The sequence below is a fragment of the Pseudomonas sp. DNDY-54 genome (genome assembly GCF_019880365.1).
Lineage (GTDB): Bacteria > Pseudomonadota > Gammaproteobacteria > Pseudomonadales > Pseudomonadaceae > Stutzerimonas > Stutzerimonas stutzeri_P.
The window spans coordinates 1,111,578-1,129,881 of record NZ_CP082271.1 but is presented as its reverse complement, the minus strand read 5'-3'; the positions used below and the strand labels follow the sequence as shown (position 1 = coordinate 1,129,881).

Below are 18,304 nucleotides of genomic sequence, written 5' to 3'. Positions count from 1 at the left end.
TGCCGACCGATTCTGGGAAGTGACTCTAGAGTTCTAGCGCTCGCGTGTCTGTCACCATCACCTTCGCTTATGCCGGACGATGCAACGGCTCAGCGTTCACGCCATGCTGCGAGCCAGCCGAGGTCCGCCGTCGTATCTGCACCCTCGGGCCGATACTCGGCGGCCAACCAGCCGGCATAGCCAACAGCATGCAAGGCATCAATCAGCGGCTCGAACGCCATGGAACCCGTGCCGGGCGCACCGCGGCCGGGATGATCAGCGAACTGCACATGACCAATCCGCCTGCCCAGCAAGCGGATACCGGCGACGATATCCAGCGCCTGCCGAGCCATGTGGTAGAGATCCAGCTGCGCCTGGCAGTTGGGGTGATCGACACGCTCTAGCAGCGCCTGCAGATGCTCAGGGGTATTGATCAGAAAACCCGGCATATCCAGCGGGTTAATGGCCTCGCATACGACCCGAATCCCGAGCAGCGCAAACGCCTCGGCACTCTTGCGCAGGTTGTCGGCCAGTGTTTCCAGGGCCTGCTCGCGCGTGACGCCCTCGGCCAGGCGGCCCGGAAGCACATTCACGCACATCGGTCGCGCCATGGCGGCGTAGGTTAACGCTTCCTGCAGTGCGCGATCGAACGCCGCCTGTCGCGATGGCACGGCCGCCAGCCCTGGACCGCCCTGCATGAAATCACCCGCGGGTAAATTGATCAGCACCAGCGGCAACCCGGCACGCTCGAGCAATTCCTTGAGCTGGACCGCCGGCAATTCGTAGGGGAACTGGATTTCCACACCGTCGAATCCGGCGACGCGCGCCGCCATGATGCGCTCGGCAAGAGGCCGTTCGTTGAACAGCATGGAGAGGTTGGCAGCGATCTTCATTGGCCGTGCTTCCGGTGCATGTCGACCAACGTCGAGGGATCGTTATCGAGGTGGCCCTGACTGCCATGCAGGCGCATCAACTGCGAAGCCAGCCCGGTCATCGGCGTGGCGCTGCCCTCCTCGCGGGAAAGCTGGACGGCGGTATCAAGATCCTTGAGCAGCGTGCGAACGTGCCACTTCACCGGTTCGAATTCGCTATTCGCCATCTGCGGGGCGAGTATCTGTAACGGCTTGGAGTCGGCGAACCCGCCGGCCAATGCCGGCGCGATGAGGCTCGCATCGACACCGGAGCGCTCCGCCAGCGCCACCACTTCAGCAATGACCAGCGCATTGCAGGCGACGATCATTTGGTTACACGCTTTGGTGACCTGCCCGGCGCCGACGTCGCCCATGTGCGTGAGCCGCTGCCCCAAGTGCGCCAATACGGGGCGCACCCGCTCGACATCTTCGCGCAGGCCGCCCGCCATAATCGCCAGGCTTCCCGCCTCGGCGCCCGCCGTGCCGCCGGAAACAGGCGCATCGACCCAACGCATACCGCTGCGTGTTTCCAACTCGGTTGCCATGGCGCGGGTGGCGGCCGGTTCCAGGCTCGAGTGATCGACCAGTAGCTGCCCTGCCCGTGCACCCTCGATGATGCCACCGGCGCCGAACACGACCTCGCGCACCACCGCGGTATCGGCCAGGCAAAGCAGGACGATGTCCGCCGCATCACAGAGTTCGGCTGGGCTGCGAGCCTGCCGTGCACCCGCTTCGGTCAATGGCGCGCATTTCTCCGGCGAGCGGTTCCAGACAGTCAACGGATAGCCGGCCGCAAGCAGTCGTCGACACATGCGAAGGCCCATCAGGCCGATGCCGGCAAAGGCGATGGATGGCAGCTCAGACATGCAATGGCTCCTCGAGGGGTGAGGCAACGATTCTAGCCGCACGGTGGCGTGTGCGGCCAAACCCGTCTCAGAGCACTTCGCCTTTGTCCCACAACCGCACCAGCTCCCCGGGCGCTTGTTCTTCCGGCACTTGAAGCACCATCTCGTCATCCTGATCATCGGTGCGGTAGCGCAGCTCGATCTGGTAATAACGGCGGTCCGCCTGCCCGCCATTCTCGGTGGCGAGCGGCAGACACCCTTCGAGCACCGAGCAGATTTGCCCTCGTTGTTGCTCGTCACAGGTCGCGAAATCGATCTCGCGCGGACGGCTCAGCGCCTGCAGCGCTGCAAACCCACCCTGCCGAGACAGCCGGATGGTCGCCTCCTTGCCCAGTGTCGGTAATTGCTTCATGAAGCCTCCTTAACCCACAGATACGCCCACATCGACCCAGGCCTGCTGCACCAACCGCGTTTCCGCACCGGTTCCAAAACGCGTGACCGCGTTGTCTAACGTGAGCTGAGCAAAAGCGGTGAAATCCGCATCGTTGGCCAGGCGGCGGTCGCACAGGGTGTCATACCAGATACGCCCGGCCTTTTCCCACGCGTGTCCACCCATGGCCATCGAGGCGAGATAAAACGCACGGTTGGGGATGCCAGAATTCAGATGCACGCCGCCGTTGTCGTCGCGCGTATCGATGAAGTCACGCATATGCCCCGGCTGCGGGTCCTTGCCCAGCAACGGATCGTCGTAGGCGCTTCCCGGATTGGCCATCGAGCGCAGCGCCCGGCCTTGTACCTTGTCGGTCAGCAACTCGGCGCCGATCAGCCAATCGGCCTGATCCGCCGTCTGCCCCAGGCTGAACTGCCGGACCAGCACGCCGAACACATCGGACACCGACTCGTTCAGCGCGCCGGATTGGTTGAAATAGACCAGCCCAGCCTCGCTTTCGGTGATGCCGTGGGCGAGCTCATGCGCCACAACATCGAGCGACAGCGTGAACCGATTGAAGATCTCACCGTCGCCATCACCGAACACCATTTGGGCGCCATTCCAGAACGCGTTCTCATAGCCCACGCCGTAGTGAACCGTTCCGATCAGGGGGAAGCCATGGTTGTCGATCGAGTCCCGACCAAAGACCTGCCAGAAAAATTCATGCGTCTTGCCGAGCGCGTCGTACGCCTCGTCAACCGCCGCGTCTGCGGTGGGCGGCTGGCCTTCTATCCGCGCCAGTACGCCAGGCAGCACCATCTGATGTTGGGCATCATGAATGCTGCGTCGCGGCTCCCCTGGTCGGCCGCGTTCGGGCATCACACTGGCCACCGGTTGGCGGTTGGGGGGGCCAGGGTTGGGCAGAAGATTATTCACATGAGCCAAGGTCCCAAGCGCACGCTCGCGTTGGCGCACCGAACCGTTATCGATGATACGGCGGAGAATATAAGGCGGGATGAAACCTTGACACGAAGTCCGATCACGCATGGAAGGCCCCTTCATTAGATAGGAGTGCAGTACGCCCCCTACGCTCTGATCAGGTAGTGCCCGCAGTGTTTCCTCTCCGAGTCATTAATTAGCTGGCGCGACACCAGCCTGGCAGGCGATACGTACAGTCTAGCCGTCATTCGCGGCCTGCCTGATGACGCCCGAGCCGACTGCTTTCGAGCGATCGGGGCAGACAATCGTGCACGATCGGTCAATCCGAAGCCCATCGACATCCACACGGCTTGCGCCGGCGCACCCGTCTCCCTCTATAATCCGCCCGCTTTTTCCGCTATTGAACCGGAGAACCACAATGCTGAAGCGCACCCTGGCAGCCGTCGCCGGCCTTGCCGTATCCCTGTCTTTTGTCACTGCACATGCTGCTGACGTCCTTCGCGTCTCAGCTATTCCTGATGAAGCGCCGACCGAGCTGATCCGCAAGTTCGAGCCGCTGGGCCAATACCTGGAAAAAGAGCTGGGCATGCCGGTGAAGTTCACTCCGGTTTCCGACTATGCCGCCGTAGTGGAATCTCTCGCTTCAGACCGCCTCGACCTCGCCTGGCTCGGCGGCTTCACCTTCGTCCAGACCCGGCTGAAAACCGGTGATGCAATCCCCCTCGTGCAGCGCGAGCAGGACGAGACGTTCACCAGCAAATTCATCACCGCCAACCCCGATGTGCAGACACTTCAGGACCTCAAGGGCAAAACATTTGCCTTCGGCTCCGTGTCCTCGACGTCCGGCAGCCTGATGCCGCGCTACTTCATGATCCGTGACGGTATCGACCCCGAGCAGTTCTTCAAGCGCATCGCCTACTCCGGCGCTCACGACGCCACCGCGGCATGGGTCGAAGCTGGCAAAGCCGATGCCGGCGTGCTCAACGCATCGGTCTGGGACAAGCTGGTTGCGGCCGGCAAGGTCGACACCGATAAGGTTCGCGTCATTTCCACCACACCGCCGTACTACGACTACAACTGGACGGTGCGCGGCAATCTTGAGCCAGCGCTGGTACAGAAAATCAAAGCGGCCTTCCTTGCCCTGGATCCGGCGAACCCGGAACACAAGAAGATTCTCGACCTGCAGGCTGCCAGCCGCTTCATCGAGACCCGCCCGGAAAATTACAAGGGTATCGAGGAAGCCGCGCGCGCCGCTGGCCTGCTCAAGTAACCCTCGCACCCGACCGGAAACGGCCGACCTTCTGAATCGTCGCGGCTCGGCGCCCCGCCCAGCCGTGCGACACCGATGCCCTCGTGGCGATGCCGGGCAGCTCTGCCTGAGCGGAGCTAGGTAGCAAGATGAGCAGCACGATCACCACCACTCTCACGCAAAGCCGCAGCTCGACGGCGCCTGCAGTGTTGCTGCGGCTATCCGGCGTGAGCCATCGTCACGCAAATGGTCAGATGGCGTTACAGGACATCGCCCTGGATATCACCCAAGGTGAGCGGGTCGCAATCATCGGTCCGTCCGGCGCCGGCAAGACAACCCTGTTGCGCCTGTTGGCTAGTCATCTCCAGCCGAGCGGCGGCCAACTCGAGCTGCTCGGATGTGCACCCTGGTCGTTGCGCGCGGGCGGGCGGCAGAAACTGCGCGCGCGCATCGGGTTGATTCACCAGGCGCCGCCTTTACCGCCCCGGCAACGGGTCATCACGGCTGTGCTGGCCGGGCGTCTGGGGCGCTGGTCACTCGGGCGCAGCCTGGTCAGCCTGATGCATCCACTGGATGCGCAAGGCGCAGCAGATGCACTCGGGCGGCTCGATCTGTCCGACAAGCTGTATGTGCGTTGCGATCAGCTTTCGGGCGGGCAGTTGCAACGCGTTGGCATCGCCCGCGTGCTCTACCAGCAGCCCGAGCTGATTCTCGCGGATGAACCCGTGTCGGCCATGGACCCAGTGCTTGCGGCGTATTCGCTGAACATCCTCAACCGGGACGCCGTGGGACGCGACGCCACGCTCCTGGCGAGCCTGCATGCGGTCGAACTGGCACTGGAACATTTCCCCCGGGTGATCGGCGTGCGTGCGGGATGCATCCTGTTTGACAAGCCGTCAGCGGAGGTGACGGCAGATGAGCTCAAGGCGCTGTACAGCAACGACGACTTGGAAAATTCGCCGACCCCACTGCGCTTGCCAAGCCAGCCTTTGCACATCCCGCGATGCTGAAATCCACCACCGCACCACGCGACCCGGCCACGGCCCCCCGCCTGTTGGTAACCCTGCTGGCGCTGGCCTTGCTATGGCCTGGTCTGTCATTGAGCGAGCTCGACCTGGGTGTGCTGTTCGATGGCAGCAACGCCGACACCATGAGCGCATTCCTCTCGACGTTCTGGCCACCCGCGCACGGTGACGAGTTTCTTCAACTGCTCGGGCGCGCCACGTTGGAGACGCTGGCCATTGCGACAGCCGGCATGACGCTGGCATTGGTCGTGGCGCTGCCCTGCGCCCTGCTGGCCACGCGTGCTCTGTCGATTTCGGCACTCAGTCGCGCCGGCCGTCCTCAATGGTGGGCGCAAGCCGTGCGTTGGCCGGTAAGAGGCTTGCTGATCGTGTTGCGCAGCGTGCCGGAGATCGTCTGGGCGTTACTCTTTGTCCGCGCGGTGGGCCTTGGCCCAACGGCAGGCGTGCTGGCCATCGCGATCACCTATGCCGGCATGCTCGGCAAGGTCTATGCCGAAATTTTCGAGTCGGCCGACCCCTTGCCGGCCCGCGCACTACTCGGTGCGGGCAGCACGCGCCTGCAAGCGTTCGCCTATGGCGTACTGCCTCAGGCCACCGGCGAAATGCTGTCGTATACCGTTTACCGCTGGGAATGCGCGGTACGCGCGTCAGTGGTGATGGGTTTCGTAGGCGCTGGCGGTCTGGGCCAGCAAATGGACCTGTCAATGCGCATGTTCGCTGGCGGCGAGGTGGCGAGCATGCTGCTGACTTTTCTGTTGCTGGTCTTGATGGCAGACGTGATCAGTCAGGCGTTACGCCGGAGGTTCGTGTGAGGGTGCTGTCTCGCTACGCGCTGCCGCTGATCTTGATCGCAGCGGTGGTGGGCTCGTTCGCGTTTTTACAGTTCGAGGCCAGCGCGCTCTTAAACGGTGACGCCCTGGCGCAGATGGCCAGCTACGCGTCGGGCTTCCTCGCGCCCGATCTATCAGCACCCCATCTTCGCGCAATAGGCTACGGCGCGCTGGAAACGTTGGCGATGTCGGCGGTAGGTACGTTGTTGGCCGCCTTGCTCGGGTTGCTCCTGGCGCTACCGGCATCCGGCCGCTTCGGCGCGCTAGCCAAAGGCGTGTCACGGCTAATGCTCAATGCGCTTCGCGCCATCCCCGAGCTGGTGTGGGCAGCGTTGATGGTCCTGGCCGCCGGTCTTGGCCCAAATGCAGGGACCCTGGCACTGGCCCTGCACACAGCCGGTGTACTGGGAAGGTTATTCGCCGAAGCCCTGGAAAACACACCGAGCGCTCCCGCCGAGGCGTTGCGGCTCGCCGGCAGCAATCGGATCAGCGCGTTCTGTTACGGCACCTTACCGGTCCTGTGGCCACAGCTGATGGCCTACACCTTGTATCGCTGGGAAAACAACATTCGCATGGCCAGTGTGCTCGGCTTTGTCGGCGCCGGCGGCCTCGGGCAGATGCTCTACATGAGCCTGAGCCTCTTCCAGGAAGCCCAGGCCTCGACTGTGATCCTGGCCATGCTGTTGATGGTGCTGGCAGTCGATGCCCTCAGTGGCTGGGCGCGGATGCGTTGGGTGCGTGGATAGCCTGAGCTGAATCAGTGCACGCTGGGTTTCACTGCTCGTTCCTGAACCAAGACCCAGGGTGCGACCACCACGGCCCAGAGCGGCGGGTCGCGTTCCAGCCAGTCCTGCGCTTGGTCTGCCGCAAGCGCAGCCATATGGCCTTTAGCCAGCCATTCGGCTACTGTTTCGCGGTCATCCTGAGCCACCGCCTGTGCCGCTTCGATCAGGTCAACCTCGCTGGCGACCCGTAGCAGCGCGCCTCGGGCGAAGAATGGCTGCAGTTCGGCCCAGGAGATCGGCGCGGTTTCGCCCAGCAGCTTGGCATAGAGAGTGCTTGGATCTTCGCTCATGAGAGTTACCCAACTCGAAAAGGGCGTAATGATAGCGTCCGGGTGAAACTCATCAAACGGATCCAATTGCTGACTGTGCAAACAAGTGCTGACGCTTCTACACTGTGCCGGTACAGTTGCCGTACCGTTTGGGGACGTTTGTTCCTGAACGACACTGCAGCCAGCAGGATTCAAAACAATAATGAGGCAAGTGGAGCGCATATGAAGACCAAACAGCGTCTTTCCAAACTTTTCATGGCTATCGCTTTGACGGGAGCAGCGAGCTACACACTCGCCGCCGACAACATCAAGATCGGTTTGGCCGGCCCGGTTACCGGGGCCGTTGCGCAGTACGGGGACATGCAATTCATCGGTGCCCAGATGGCCATCGAGCAGATCAACAAGAAGGGCGGCGTCAACGGGCAGCAACTGGAAGGCGTGGTATATGACGATGCCTGCGACCCCAAGCAAGCGGTCGCGGTCGCCAACAAGATCGTCAATGACGAAATCAGTTTCGTGGTCGGCCACCTGTGCTCCAGTTCGACCCAACCAGCGTCCGACATCTACGAAGACGAAGGCATTCTGATGATTACCGCGGCTTCGACGAGCCCGGATATCACCTCGCGTGGCTATGAGCTGATTTTCCGCACCATCGGCCTGGACAGCCTGCAGGGCCCGACCGCCGGCAACTTCATCGCCGATACCGTCAAGCCGAAGAATGTGGCTGTCATCCATGACAAGCAGCAGTACGGTGAAGGTATCGCCACTGCAGTGAAGCAGACCCTGGAAGAAAAAGGCGTCAAGGTTGGCCTGTTCGAAGGCATCAACGCCGGGGACAAGGACTTTTCCTCGATGATCTCCAAGCTCAAGCAGGAAGGCGTCGACTTTGTCTATTACGGCGGCTATCACCCTGAACTGGGTCTGCTGCTGCGTCAGGCGAAAGAGCGTGGCCTGAACGTACGGTTCATGGGGCCGGAAGGTGTCGGCAACAAGGAAATTTCAGCGATCGCCGGCCCGGCTTCCGAAGGCCTCTACGTGACGCTGCCGAAGTCCTTCGACCAAGACCCGCGTAACCAGGAACTGGTCGATGCGTTCAAGGCGAAGAAGCAGGACCCGAGCGGCCCGTTCGTATTCCCAGCGTACGCCGCGGTCCAGGTCATTGCCGAAGGAATCGAGAAAGCAGGCAGCACCGACACCGACAAGGTGGCCGAAGCGCTGCGCAGCAACACTTTCGATACGCCAACCGGCAACCTCTCGTTCGATGAGAAGGGTGACCTGAAAGACTTCAACTTCGTGGTTTACGAATGGCACCAGGACGGCACCAAGACCGAAGCCAAGTGAACCGATAACTAACCGACCCAAAGCCCACGGCATTCGCTGTGGGCTTTGTTTTAGCTGATCGGGGCCAACCCGGCCACAAGCACGGGACGCCCCAGCAACACCTTCAACCAAGCGAGTGGCCTGCACCGCTGGCCCGCCTCGAACCTGGCGTGTGCGTGATCCGCACCAAGCCCTTGGCGCTGCATTTCTCCATGCTGCGTGTTCGAAGCAGGTCCGCATTGCGGTCGAGCAGACCGTTGGAAACTAGGCGAGACAGGCAAGACGCGTAGAACAACAGCCGAACAAGCGCCGCTCAGGTGTTCACCACGAACTCGCTGGCGGGGCCCAACGGACTGTTTTCAACGAAGTACGGCCAGCCGATAGCGTTTCAGCGGCACGCTAGCAAGGAGTGCGGGTGTTCAGGAGAACGTAATGCCTGAGCTTTACCACTACTTCCAACAGCTGATCAACGGCCTCACCGTTGGCAGCACCTATGCCTTGATTGCCATCGGATACACGATGGTCTACGGCATCATCGGCATGATCAACTTCGCCCATGGCGAGGTGTACATGATCGGCTCCTACGTCACCTTTATCGCCATCGTCGGCCTGACCATGATGGGGCTCGATTCATTGCCGATCCTCATGATCGGCGCGTTCGCCGCCGCGATGATCGTCACCAGCGCCTACGGCTACAGCATCGAGCGGGTCGCCTACCGACCGCTGCGCGGCAGCAACCGACTGATCCCTCTGATCTCCGCCATTGGCATGTCGATCTTCCTGCAGAACGTCGTCCTGCTGTCTCAGGACTCCAAGGACAAGGCGATCCCCAACCTGATGCCTGGCAACTTCATCTTTGGTGAAAGTGCCATGAACGGCGTGGTGATTTCCTACATGCAGGTGCTGATCTTCGTGGTCACCATCGTGGCGATGATGGGCCTGACGTTCTTCATCTCCCGCTCCCGCCTGGGCCGCGCCTGCCGCGCCTGCGCTGAAGACCTGAAGATGGCCAACCTGCTGGGCATCAACACCAACAGCATCATTGCCTTGACCTTCGTTATTGGCGCCGCACTTGCCGCAATCGCGGCGGTACTGATCAGCATGCAATACGGGGTGATCAACCCGCACATCGGCTTCCTTGCCGGAATCAAGGCGTTCACCGCCGCGGTACTCGGCGGCATCGGCAGCATTCCCGGCGCCATGCTCGGGGGCCTGGTGCTGGGGGTCGCGGAAGCGTTCGGTGCCGATATCTTCGGTGACCAATACAAGGACGTGGTCGCATTCAGCCTGCTGGTACTGGTGTTGCTGTTCCGCCCGACTGGCATCCTTGGTCGTCCGGAGGTTGAAAAGGTATGACCCGCAATCTTCGTACTGCCTTTTTCAGCGCTTTGCTGGTCATCGCCGTCGCGGTACCGGTTTTTGGCCTGAAGCTCACCACGGTTGGTATTCGTCTCGAAGTCCATGGCAGCGACGCGAAGACCTTCTGGATCATCGCCGCGTGTGCCGTTGCCATGTTCTTCTGGCAGCTGTTCCGTCACCACGCAGCGGCAGGCTGGGCCGCGAGTCCTAACCTGCCGAGAGTACCTGCCGGCGCAGGTAACTTCCTGACGCTGCCGTCAACCCAGCGCTACATCATCATTGGCCTGATTCTGCTCGCGCTGGTCTGGCCATTCTTCGGCTCTCGCGGCGCGGTGGATATCGCCACGCTGATCCTGATCTACGTAATGCTCGGCCTCGGCCTGAACATCGTCGTCGGTCTGGCCGGCCTGCTCGACCTTGGTTACGTCGGTTTCTATGCGGTTGGCGCCTACACCTATGCCCTGCTTTCGCACTACTACGGAATCGGGTTCTGGGTCGCGCTGCCAATTGCCGGCGCGATGGCTGCACTTTTCGGCTTCTTGCTGGGCTTTCCGGTGCTGCGTCTGCGCGGCGACTACTTGGCAATCGTCACGCTTGGCTTCGGCGAGATCATCCGTCTGTTGCTGCGCAATATGACCGACCTCACCGGTGGCCCCAACGGGATCAGCGGCATCGACAAACCGACGCTGTTCGGCCTGTCGTTCGACCGTCGAGCGGCAGAAGGGATGCAGACGTTTCACGAGTTTTTCGGACTGGAATACCAGTCCATCAACAAAGTGATCTTTCTCTACCTGATCGCCGTGCTGCTGGTGCTGCTGACGCTATTCGTGATCAACCGGCTGCTGCGCATGCCCATTGGCCGCGCCTGGGAAGCCTTGCGTGAAGATGAGATTGCCTGCCGCGCGCTGGGCATGAACCCCACCGTGATCAAGCTTTCCGCGTTCACCCTTGGCGCGACCTTCGCCGGTTTCGCGGGCAGCTTCTTTGCCGCGCGTCAGGGCCTGGTCTCGCCCGAGTCGTTCACCTTCATCGAATCGGCCATCATCCTTGCCATCGTCGTGCTCGGCGGCATGGGATCACAACTAGGCGTGATACTCGCCGCTATCGTGATGATCCTGCTGCCCGAACTGATGCGTGAGTTCAGCGAGTACCGCATGCTGATGTTCGGTGCCTTGATGGTACTGATGATGATTTGGCGTCCGCAGGGGCTGCTGCCCATGCAACGCCCGCACCTGGAGCTGAAGCGATGAGCCGCCCGATTCTTGAAGTACGCGGCCTGACCATGCGCTTCGGCGGCCTGTTGGCCGTCAACGGAGTGGGCCTGAGCGTACAAGACAAACAGGTGGTTTCGATGATCGGCCCGAACGGTGCCGGCAAGACCACCGTATTCAACTGCCTGACCGGCTTCTATCAGCCAACGTCAGGCGAGATCCTGCTTAACGGTGAGCCGATCCATGGCCTGCCTGGGCACAAGATCGCGCGAAAGGGCGTGGTTCGCACCTTTCAGAATGTTCGCCTGTTCAAGGACATGACCGCTGTTGAGAACCTGCTGGTCGCCCAGCACCGCCACCTCAACACCGGTTTTCTGTCCGGACTGCTAAAGACCAAGGCCTTCCGCGAGAGTGAACATGAAGCGATGGACTTCGCCGCGCATTGGCTCGAGCAGGTCAACCTCACCGACGTCGCCAACCGGCCGGCCGGCACGCTCGCCTATGGTCAGCAGCGGCGCCTGGAGATTGCGCGCTGCATGATGACGCGCCCGCGCATTCTCATGCTCGACGAACCCGCGGCTGGCCTCAACCCGAAGGAAACAGAGGACCTCAAGGCACTCATCGGCATGCTGCGCGATTCCCACGGCGTCACGGTGCTGCTCATCGAGCACGACATGAAGCTGGTCATGAGCATTTCCGACCATATCGTTGTGATCAACCAGGGCTGCCCCTTGGCGGACGGCACGCCAGAGCAGATCCGGGACAACCCGGATGTGATCAAAGCCTATCTGGGAGAGGCGTAACCATGCTGTATTTCGAAAACGTCTCGACCTTCTACGGCAAGATCCAGGCGCTGCACAACGTCGACGTCGAGGTCCGCAAGGGCGAGATCGTCACGCTGATCGGCGCCAACGGTGCGGGTAAATCGACGCTGCTGATGACCCTCTGCGGCACACCCATGGCCTCCGAGGGCAGCATCCGTTTCGAGGGCGAGGAACTGGTCGGCAAACAGACCTGCGACATCATGCGCAAGGACATTGCGGTGGTGCCTGAAGGGCGGCGCATCTTTGCCCGCCTGACCGTCGAGGAAAACCTGGCCATGGGTGGCTTTTTCACCAACAAGGCGGATTTTCAGGAGCAACTCGACAAGGTCTTGCTGCTGTTTCCCCGCTTGAAAGAGCGCTTCCAGCAGCGCGGCGGCACCATGTCCGGCGGCGAGCAGCAGATGCTCGCCATTGCCCGCGCCTTGATGAGCAAGCCCAAGCTGTTGTTGCTGGACGAGCCATCGCTGGGCCTGGCGCCGATCATCATCCAGCAGATCTTCGAGATCATCGAGCAGCTGCGCGAAGACGGGGTAACCATCTTCCTGGTCGAGCAGAACGCCAACCAGGCGCTGAAGCTCGCCGATCGCGGCTACGTGCTGGAGAACGGCCACATTGTGATGCAGGGAAGCGGTGAAGAGCTGTTGAGCAACCCCAAGGTGCGCGACGCCTACCTGGGCGGTTGATCGAAGGGATCGAAAAGGCCGGGCCAATGCCCGGCTTTTTCATGCCCGCACCCAAGTGATGACAAGTTGAGTACGAGCCTTTATGGTGCTCTGCGCGCGCCCCGCCTAACAGGGCACCCCCTGGATCAGCAGACAGGGCATAACTGAGCTGGCAATTCTGAACTCAACTCAGGAGACGCCGGCCATGACTGCCAGCCGTATCTGGATCAAAAATCCTCTCGTCGTGTTTACTGCCAACGACCAGCAAGCCCCTGGTGGCCTGGTCATCGAGGATGGCGTTATCGTCGAGCTGCTCGATGCCGGGCAATCGCCGTCAGCACCTGTCGACAGCACCTTCGATGCGCGTGAGCATGTCGTGCTACCGGGACTGATCAACACCCATCATCACTTTTACCAGACGCTGACCCGCGCCTGGGCGCCTGTGGTGAACCAGCCGCTCTTCCCCTGGCTGAAGACGCTCTACCCGGTCTGGGCCCGCCTGACACCGGACCGCCTGGCACTGGCCAGCAAAGTGGCATTGGCGGAGCTACTGCTCTCCGGTTGCACGACCGCCGCTGACCATCACTACCTGTTCCCCGACGGCCTGGAAAACGCTATCGACATACAGATCGACGCGGTTCGCGAACTGGGCATGCGCGCCATGCTGACGCGTGGCTCCATGAGCCTCGGAGAAGCCGACGGTGGCCTGCCCCCGCAACACACGGTACAGACCGCGGAAGCGATTCTGGAGGACAGCGAGCGGCTGATCAGTCGCTATCACGAGCGCGGCACCGGCGCTCAAATCCAGATCGCACTGGCGCCCTGCTCGCCGTTTTCAGTCACGCCAGAAATCATGCGAGCCAGCGCCGCGCTCGCCGACTATCACGACGTGCGCCTGCACACGCACCTGGCTGAGACGCTCGATGAAGAAGAGTTCTGCAAGCAGCGCTTCGGATTGCGCACCGTTGATTACCTCGATAGCGTCGGCTGGCTGTCCGAACGCACCTGGTTGGCGCACGGCATTCACTTCAACGATGACGAGATCCAGCGGTTGGGCGAAGCGGGTACCGGGATATGCCACTGTCCAAGTTCGAACATGCGATTGGCATCCGGCATCTGCCCTACCCTCGCGCTGGAGGCCGCCGGCGCGCCGATCGGGTTGGGCGTGGACGGTTCGGCCTCCAACGATGCATCTAACATGATCCTCGAAACCCGTCAGGCACTGTATATCCAGCGGCTGCGTTACGGGGCCGAGCAGATCACGCCGGAACGAGTGCTGGGTTGGGCCACACGCGGCTCCGCCCGTCTGCTAGGCCGCGATGACGTGGGTGAACTGGCGGTTGGCAAGCAGGCCGATCTCGCGTTGTTCAAGCTCGATGAGCTGCGCTTCTCCGGCAGCCATGACCCGATCTCCGCATTGCTGCTGTGCGGCGCGGACCGGGCCGATCGCGTCATGGTTGGCGGCCAGTGGCGAGTCATCGACGGTCAGATCGAAGGACTCGACGTCCGTGGGTTGATCGCCAATCACAGCCAGGCTGCTCGGGATCTCATAGCCGGCTGACGACCTGAATCGCCGCAAAAACCACCTGGTGCATGCGTCGCAGTGAGAGGCTTTTCGCTGCGGCGTATCCATCGTGATCTGATCATTTTCCTGAACCATACTCAAAGCGGTGGCATCTGCCATGGCCTGGCTATTGCTGGGAAAAGTGCGTCCGCTTGACGCGTTGACTTTTGGGTCAAGTATTTATTGACCGAAAAGTCAGATAAGGCTAATTTCCCCCGCCAGAGCCCAGAACAAAAACGCCCGGAGGCCCGCCTTGATCCAGTTTCTTCTCAATCGAGAACTGCGCCGTGAGCAGACACTCGATCCGAATACCACCGTGCTGGAATACCTGCGCGAATATCGCGGCAAGCCTGGCACCAAAGAAGGATGCGCCTCTGGCGATTGCGGCGCCTGCACCGTCGTAGTCGGAGAGCTGGACGGAGAAAAGCTGCGCTACCGCACGCTCAATTCCTGTCTGACCTTCGTCTCCGCGCTGCACGGCAAGCAGCTCATCACCGTCGAAGACCTCAAGCATCAAGGCCAACTACACAGCGTTCAGCAGGCGATGGTCGATTGCCACGGCTCGCAGTGCGGTTTCTGCACGCCCGGATTTGTCATGAGCCTGTTCGCCCTGCAGAAGTCGGCAGACGGTTACGACAAGGCTGACACCCATGAAGCCCTGGCCGGCAACCTCTGCCGTTGCACCGGTTACCGCCCAATTCTTGAAGCCGCCGAACAGGCCTGCTGCGGTAAGCAGCCAGACCAGTTCGATGCCCGTGAAGCCGAGACCATCGCCCAACTGAAAGCCATCGAGCCGCGTGAAACTGCTGAATTGAACAGCGGGGACAAGCGTTGCCTGTCCCCATTGACGGTGGGCGACCTCGCCGAGATCTACAGCGCCAACCCCGACGCACGCCTGCTCGCCGGCGGCACCGACCTCGCGTTGGAAGTCACCCAATTTCACCGCGAACTGCCGGCGATGATCTACGTCGGGCATATCGCCGAAATGAAAAAAGTGGAGATCACCGATACCAGCATCGAGATCGGCGCCGCCACTGCGCTAACCGATTGCTACGAAGCACTGGCCACCGAATATCCGGACTTCGGCGAACTGCTGCATCGCTTCGCCTCGCTGCAGATCCGCAACCAGGGCACCCTGGGCGGCAACATCGGCAACGCCTCGCCCATCGGCGACTCGCCACCGCTGCTGATCGCCTTGGGTGCTCAAGTGGTGCTGCGCAAGGGTGGCAACAGCCGCACTCTGCTGCTGCAGGACTACTTCATCGACTACAAGGTCACCGCCCGTGAACAGGGCGAGTTCATCGAAAAAATCATCGTGCCGCGTGCCCAGACCAATCGGGTGTTCCGCGCCTACAAGGTCTCCAAACGCCTGGACGACGACATCTCCGCCGTCTGCGCCGCGTTCGATCTAAAGCTCGAGAACGGAATCATCGAAGATGCCCGCCTCGCCTTCGGCGGTATGGCCGCCATCCCGAAACGCGCGGCTGCTTGTGAACGAGCACTGATCGGCGCGCCGTTCAACGCCGACACCATCGAAAAGGCCTGCGAGGCGCTGGAAAAAGACTTCACGCCGCTGACCGACTTCCGTGCCAGCCGCGAGTACCGCCTGCTGGTCGCACAGAACCTGCTGCGCAAATGCTTCCACGAGCAACAAGCGCCGACCTATGAAACGAGGGTCACTTCCTATGCATAAGCCAACCAAAACTCAGGAAGAACTTGCCGCCATGTTCACTCAGGATCTGGTCACTGGCGTCGGTCGCAGCGTCAAGCACGACAGCGCGCCCAAGCATGTCACCGGCGAAGCGGTATACGTCGATGACCGGCTGGAATTCCCCAACCAGCTGCACGTGTATGCGCGTATGAGCGATCGTGCGCATGCTCGCATCGCCAGTATCGATACCAGCCCCTGCTATGACGTGCCAGGTGTCGCCATCGCCATTACCGCCAAGGACGTTCCTGGCCAGTTGGACATTGGCGCCGTTATGCCCGGTGATCCGCTGCTGGCCGACGGCAAGGTCGAATACGTCGGTCAGCCGGCGATTGCCGTCGCCGCCGACAGCCTGGAAACCGCGCGCAAGGCGGCCATGGCCGCGATCATCGAATACGAAGACCTGGAGCCGGTGATCGACGTGGTCGATGCGCTGCGCAAGAAGCATTTCGTGCTCGACAGCCACACCCACAAGCGCGGCGACTCGGCCACTGCCCTGGCCAGCGCACCGCGTCGGCTGCAGGGTTCGCTGCACATCGGCGGGCAGGAGCACTTCTACCTGGAAACGCAGGTGTCCTCGGTCATGCCCAGCGAAGACGGCGGCATGATCGTCTACACCTCGACGCAGAACCCCACCGAGGTACAGAAGCTGGTTGCAGAAGTGCTCGGCGTCTCGATGAACAAGATCGTCATCGACATGCGTCGCATGGGCGGTGGCTTCGGCGGCAAGGAAACCCAGGCTGCAGGACCGGCGTGCATGTGCGCGGTGATCGCACACCTCACCGGCCGCCCGACCAAGATGCGTCTGCCTCGCATGGAAGACATGACCATGACTGGCAAGCGTCATCCGTTCTACGTCGAGTACGACGTTGGCTTCGATGACGATGGCCTGTTGCACGGCATCGAGATCGACCTGGCCGGTAACTGCGGTTACTCACCGGACCTGTCCGGTTCCATTGTCGACCGCGCCATGTTCCACTCCGACAACGCCTATTACCTGGGCGACGCGACCATCAATGGCCATCGCTGCAAGACCAACCTCGCCTCCAATACCGCTTACCGCGGCTTTGGTGGCCCGCAAGGCATGGTCGCCATTGAGGAGATCATGGACGCGGTGGCACGCCAGCTCGGCAAAGACCCGCTGGAGGTGCGCAAGCGCAACTACTACGGCAAGACCGAGCGCAACGTTACGCCCTACTACCAGACCGTCGAGCACAACATGCTCGATGAGATGACAGCCGAGCTTGAAGCCAGCAGCGAGTACGCCCGCCGTCGCGAAGAGATCCGCGTATTCAACGCCAAGAGCCCGATCCTGAAAAAAGGCCTGGCGCTGACGCCGGTGAAGTTCGGCATCAGCTTTACCGCCAGCTTTCTCAACCAGGGCGGCGCGCTGGTACACGTCTATACCGACGGCAGCATCCACCTGAACCACGGCGGCACCGAGATGGGCCAGGGCCTGAACACCAAGGTGGCCCAGGTGGTGGCTGAGGTGTTCCAGGTCGACATTGGCCGCATCCAGATCACCGCCACCAATACCGACAAGGTGCCGAACACCTCACCGACCGCCGCTTCCAGTGGCACCGACCTCAACGGCAAGGCGGCCCAGAACGCGGCGCAGACCATCAAGCAGCGCCTGATCGAATTCGCCGCCCGGCACTACCAAGTGACCGAAGAAGATGTGGAGTTCAGGAATGGCCAGGTACGCATTCGCGACGAGTACGTGTCCTTTGACGAGCTGATTCAGCAGGCCTATTTCGGTCAGGTGTCGTTGTCGTCCACAGGCTTCTATCGCACGCCGAAAATCTACTACGACCGCAGCCTGGCGCGCGGTCGACCGTTCTACTACTTCGCCTATGGTGCGGCCTGTTCGGAAGTGATCGTCGACACCCTGACCGGCGAGTACAAGATGCTGCGCAGCGACATCCTGCATGACGTCGGCGCCTCGCTGAATCCGGCCATCGACATCGGCCAGGTCGAAGGTGGCTTCGTCCAGGGCATGGGCTGGCTGACCATGGAAGAGCTGGTCTGGAACGACAAGGGCAAGCTGATGACCAGCGGCCCGGCGAGCTACAAAGTACCGGCGGTGGCGGACATGCCGCTGGATCTGCGGGTCAAGCTGGTGGAGAACCGCAAGAACCCCGAGGACACGGTGTTCCATTCCAAAGCCGTCGGCGAGCCTCCGTTCATGCTCGGGATTTCGGTCTGGTGCGCGATCAAGGATGCCGTGGCGAGCCTGGCTGACTACAAGGCCCAACCGAAGATCGACGCGCCAGCGACGCCCGAGCGGGTGCTCTGGGGTGTGGAGCAGATGCGCACGTTGAAGCGGACTACTAATGCAGTCGCAACAGCGGAAACCACGCCGGCCTAATTTGTAGGGTGGGCTGGGCGGCGCTC

General features: G+C 61.7%; 17 protein-coding genes. 12 read left to right on the top strand and 5 right to left on the bottom strand.

Going from position 1 to position 18,304, the window contains the following annotated elements; genetic code table 11:
* Nucleotides 1-89 precede the first annotated feature (89 nt).
* The 4 genes from K4O48_RS05320 to K4O48_RS05305 form a co-directional block, all read right to left on the bottom strand.
* Entirely contained in the window at nt 90-872 is a 783-nt protein-coding gene (locus K4O48_RS05320) for a hydroxypyruvate isomerase family protein (protein WP_222911030.1), read from the bottom strand.
* A complete protein-coding gene (locus tag K4O48_RS05315; RefSeq protein WP_222911029.1) occupies nt 869-1,756 on the bottom strand; it encodes an NAD(P)-dependent oxidoreductase in 888 nt (295 codons plus the stop codon). The genes K4O48_RS05320 and K4O48_RS05315 overlap by 4 nt, the downstream gene beginning before the upstream one ends.
* A gap of 67 nt (nt 1,757-1,823) precedes the next feature.
* Nucleotides 1,824-2,147 (bottom strand): protealysin inhibitor emfourin, encoded by a 324-nt coding sequence (locus tag K4O48_RS05310; RefSeq protein WP_222911028.1) that lies wholly within the window; start codon nt 2,145-2,147, stop codon nt 1,824-1,826.
* A gap of 9 nt (nt 2,148-2,156) precedes the next feature.
* Complete coding sequence (locus K4O48_RS05305) at nt 2,157-3,212, bottom strand: M4 family metallopeptidase (RefSeq protein WP_222911027.1); 1,056 nt, start codon at nt 3,210-3,212, stop codon at nt 2,157-2,159.
* Nucleotides 3,213-3,522: 310 nt separating this feature from the next.
* Here K4O48_RS05305 and K4O48_RS05300 point away from each other — a divergent pair, with 310 nt between their 5' ends.
* The 4 genes from K4O48_RS05300 (at nt 3,523) to phnE (ending at nt 6,954) form a co-directional block, all read left to right on the top strand.
* Nucleotides 3,523-4,374, top strand: a complete 852-nt coding sequence (locus K4O48_RS05300; RefSeq protein WP_222911026.1) for a putative selenate ABC transporter substrate-binding protein — start codon at nt 3,523-3,525, stop codon at nt 4,372-4,374.
* A 128-nt stretch (nt 4,375-4,502) separates the two neighbouring features.
* Nucleotides 4,503-5,363, top strand: a complete 861-nt coding sequence (locus K4O48_RS05295) for a phosphonate ABC transporter ATP-binding protein (protein ID WP_222911025.1) — start codon at nt 4,503-4,505, stop codon at nt 5,361-5,363.
* On the top strand, nt 5,357-6,190 hold the full coding sequence (locus K4O48_RS05290) for a PhnE/PtxC family ABC transporter permease (RefSeq protein WP_222911024.1): 834 nt from the start codon (nt 5,357-5,359) through the stop codon (nt 6,188-6,190). The genes K4O48_RS05295 and K4O48_RS05290 overlap by 7 nt, the downstream gene beginning before the upstream one ends.
* On the top strand, nt 6,187-6,954 hold the full coding sequence (gene phnE / locus K4O48_RS05285; protein ID WP_222911023.1) for a phosphonate ABC transporter, permease protein PhnE: 768 nt from the start codon (nt 6,187-6,189) through the stop codon (nt 6,952-6,954). The genes K4O48_RS05290 and phnE overlap by 4 nt, the downstream gene beginning before the upstream one ends.
* A gap of 11 nt (nt 6,955-6,965) precedes the next feature.
* On the opposite strand, the gene K4O48_RS05280 is transcribed toward phnE, so the two are convergent.
* Nucleotides 6,966-7,283: a DUF2288 domain-containing protein gene (locus K4O48_RS05280; protein ID WP_222911022.1), complete on the bottom strand. Its 318-nt coding sequence runs from the start codon at nt 7,281-7,283 to the stop codon at nt 6,966-6,968.
* Between the two features lie 201 nt (nt 7,284-7,484).
* On the opposite strand from K4O48_RS05280, the gene K4O48_RS05275 reads away from it, so the two are divergent.
* The 8 genes from K4O48_RS05275 (at nt 7,485) to xdhB (ending at nt 18,278) form a co-directional block, all read left to right on the top strand.
* The gene (locus tag K4O48_RS05275) at nt 7,485-8,603 is read left to right on the top strand and encodes a branched-chain amino acid ABC transporter substrate-binding protein (protein WP_222911021.1); all 1,119 of its coding nucleotides are present in this window, start codon (nt 7,485-7,487) and stop codon (nt 8,601-8,603) included.
* A 411-nt stretch (nt 8,604-9,014) separates the two neighbouring features.
* A complete protein-coding gene (livH, locus tag K4O48_RS05270; RefSeq protein ID WP_073302524.1) occupies nt 9,015-9,938 on the top strand; it encodes a high-affinity branched-chain amino acid ABC transporter permease LivH in 924 nt (307 codons plus the stop codon).
* Entirely contained in the window at nt 9,935-11,191 is a 1,257-nt protein-coding gene (locus tag K4O48_RS05265; RefSeq protein WP_222911020.1) for a high-affinity branched-chain amino acid ABC transporter permease LivM, read from the top strand. Before livH ends, K4O48_RS05265 begins: the two co-directional genes overlap by 4 nt.
* Nucleotides 11,188-11,955 (top strand): high-affinity branched-chain amino acid ABC transporter ATP-binding protein LivG, encoded by a 768-nt coding sequence (gene livG / locus K4O48_RS05260; protein WP_222911019.1) that lies wholly within the window; start codon nt 11,188-11,190, stop codon nt 11,953-11,955. The genes K4O48_RS05265 and livG overlap by 4 nt, the downstream gene beginning before the upstream one ends.
* A 2-nt stretch (nt 11,956-11,957) precedes the next feature.
* Entirely contained in the window at nt 11,958-12,659 is a 702-nt protein-coding gene (locus K4O48_RS05255; RefSeq protein ID WP_222911018.1) for an ABC transporter ATP-binding protein, read from the top strand.
* A 184-nt stretch (nt 12,660-12,843) separates the two neighbouring features.
* Entirely contained in the window at nt 12,844-14,199 is a 1,356-nt protein-coding gene (locus K4O48_RS05250; RefSeq protein WP_222911017.1) for an 8-oxoguanine deaminase, read from the top strand.
* Nucleotides 14,200-14,455: 256 nt separating this feature from the next.
* Nucleotides 14,456-15,895, top strand: coding sequence for a xanthine dehydrogenase small subunit (xdhA, locus tag K4O48_RS05245; RefSeq protein WP_222911016.1), 1,440 nt, complete (start codon nt 14,456-14,458; stop codon nt 15,893-15,895).
* Nucleotides 15,888-18,278 (top strand): xanthine dehydrogenase molybdopterin binding subunit, encoded by a 2,391-nt coding sequence (gene xdhB, locus K4O48_RS05240; protein ID WP_222911015.1) that lies wholly within the window; start codon nt 15,888-15,890, stop codon nt 18,276-18,278. Before xdhA ends, xdhB begins: the two co-directional genes overlap by 8 nt.
* The last annotated feature ends 26 nt before the right edge of the window (nt 18,279-18,304 follow it).

Bases quoted from the DNA above. Each gene is read 5' to 3' on its own strand.
- K4O48_RS05265 (WP_222911020.1), top strand. From the start codon at position 9,935: ATGACCCGCAATCTTCGTACTGCCTTTTTCAGCGCTTTGCTGGTCATC.
- K4O48_RS05310 (WP_222911028.1), bottom strand. From the start codon at position 2,147: ATGAAGCAATTACCGACACTGGGCAAGGAGGCGACCATCCGGCTGTCT.
- livH (WP_073302524.1), top strand. From the start codon at position 9,015: ATGCCTGAGCTTTACCACTACTTCCAACAGCTGATCAACGGCCTCACC.
- K4O48_RS05275 (WP_222911021.1), top strand. From the start codon at position 7,485: ATGAAGACCAAACAGCGTCTTTCCAAACTTTTCATGGCTATCGCTTTG.
- K4O48_RS05255 (WP_222911018.1), top strand. From the start codon at position 11,958: ATGCTGTATTTCGAAAACGTCTCGACCTTCTACGGCAAGATCCAGGCG.
- xdhB (WP_222911015.1), top strand. From the start codon at position 15,888: ATGCATAAGCCAACCAAAACTCAGGAAGAACTTGCCGCCATGTTCACT.
- K4O48_RS05295 (WP_222911025.1), top strand. From the start codon at position 4,503: ATGAGCAGCACGATCACCACCACTCTCACGCAAAGCCGCAGCTCGACG.
- K4O48_RS05280 (WP_222911022.1), bottom strand. From the start codon at position 7,283: ATGAGCGAAGATCCAAGCACTCTCTATGCCAAGCTGCTGGGCGAAACC.
- K4O48_RS05250 (WP_222911017.1), top strand. From the start codon at position 12,844: ATGACTGCCAGCCGTATCTGGATCAAAAATCCTCTCGTCGTGTTTACT.
- K4O48_RS05290 (WP_222911024.1), top strand. From the start codon at position 5,357: ATGCTGAAATCCACCACCGCACCACGCGACCCGGCCACGGCCCCCCGC.
- K4O48_RS05305 (WP_222911027.1), bottom strand. From the start codon at position 3,212: ATGCGTGATCGGACTTCGTGTCAAGGTTTCATCCCGCCTTATATTCTC.
- livG (WP_222911019.1), top strand. From the start codon at position 11,188: ATGAGCCGCCCGATTCTTGAAGTACGCGGCCTGACCATGCGCTTCGGC.
- K4O48_RS05320 (WP_222911030.1), bottom strand. From the start codon at position 872: ATGAAGATCGCTGCCAACCTCTCCATGCTGTTCAACGAACGGCCTCTT.
- K4O48_RS05315 (WP_222911029.1), bottom strand. From the start codon at position 1,756: ATGTCTGAGCTGCCATCCATCGCCTTTGCCGGCATCGGCCTGATGGGC.
- K4O48_RS05300 (WP_222911026.1), top strand. From the start codon at position 3,523: ATGCTGAAGCGCACCCTGGCAGCCGTCGCCGGCCTTGCCGTATCCCTG.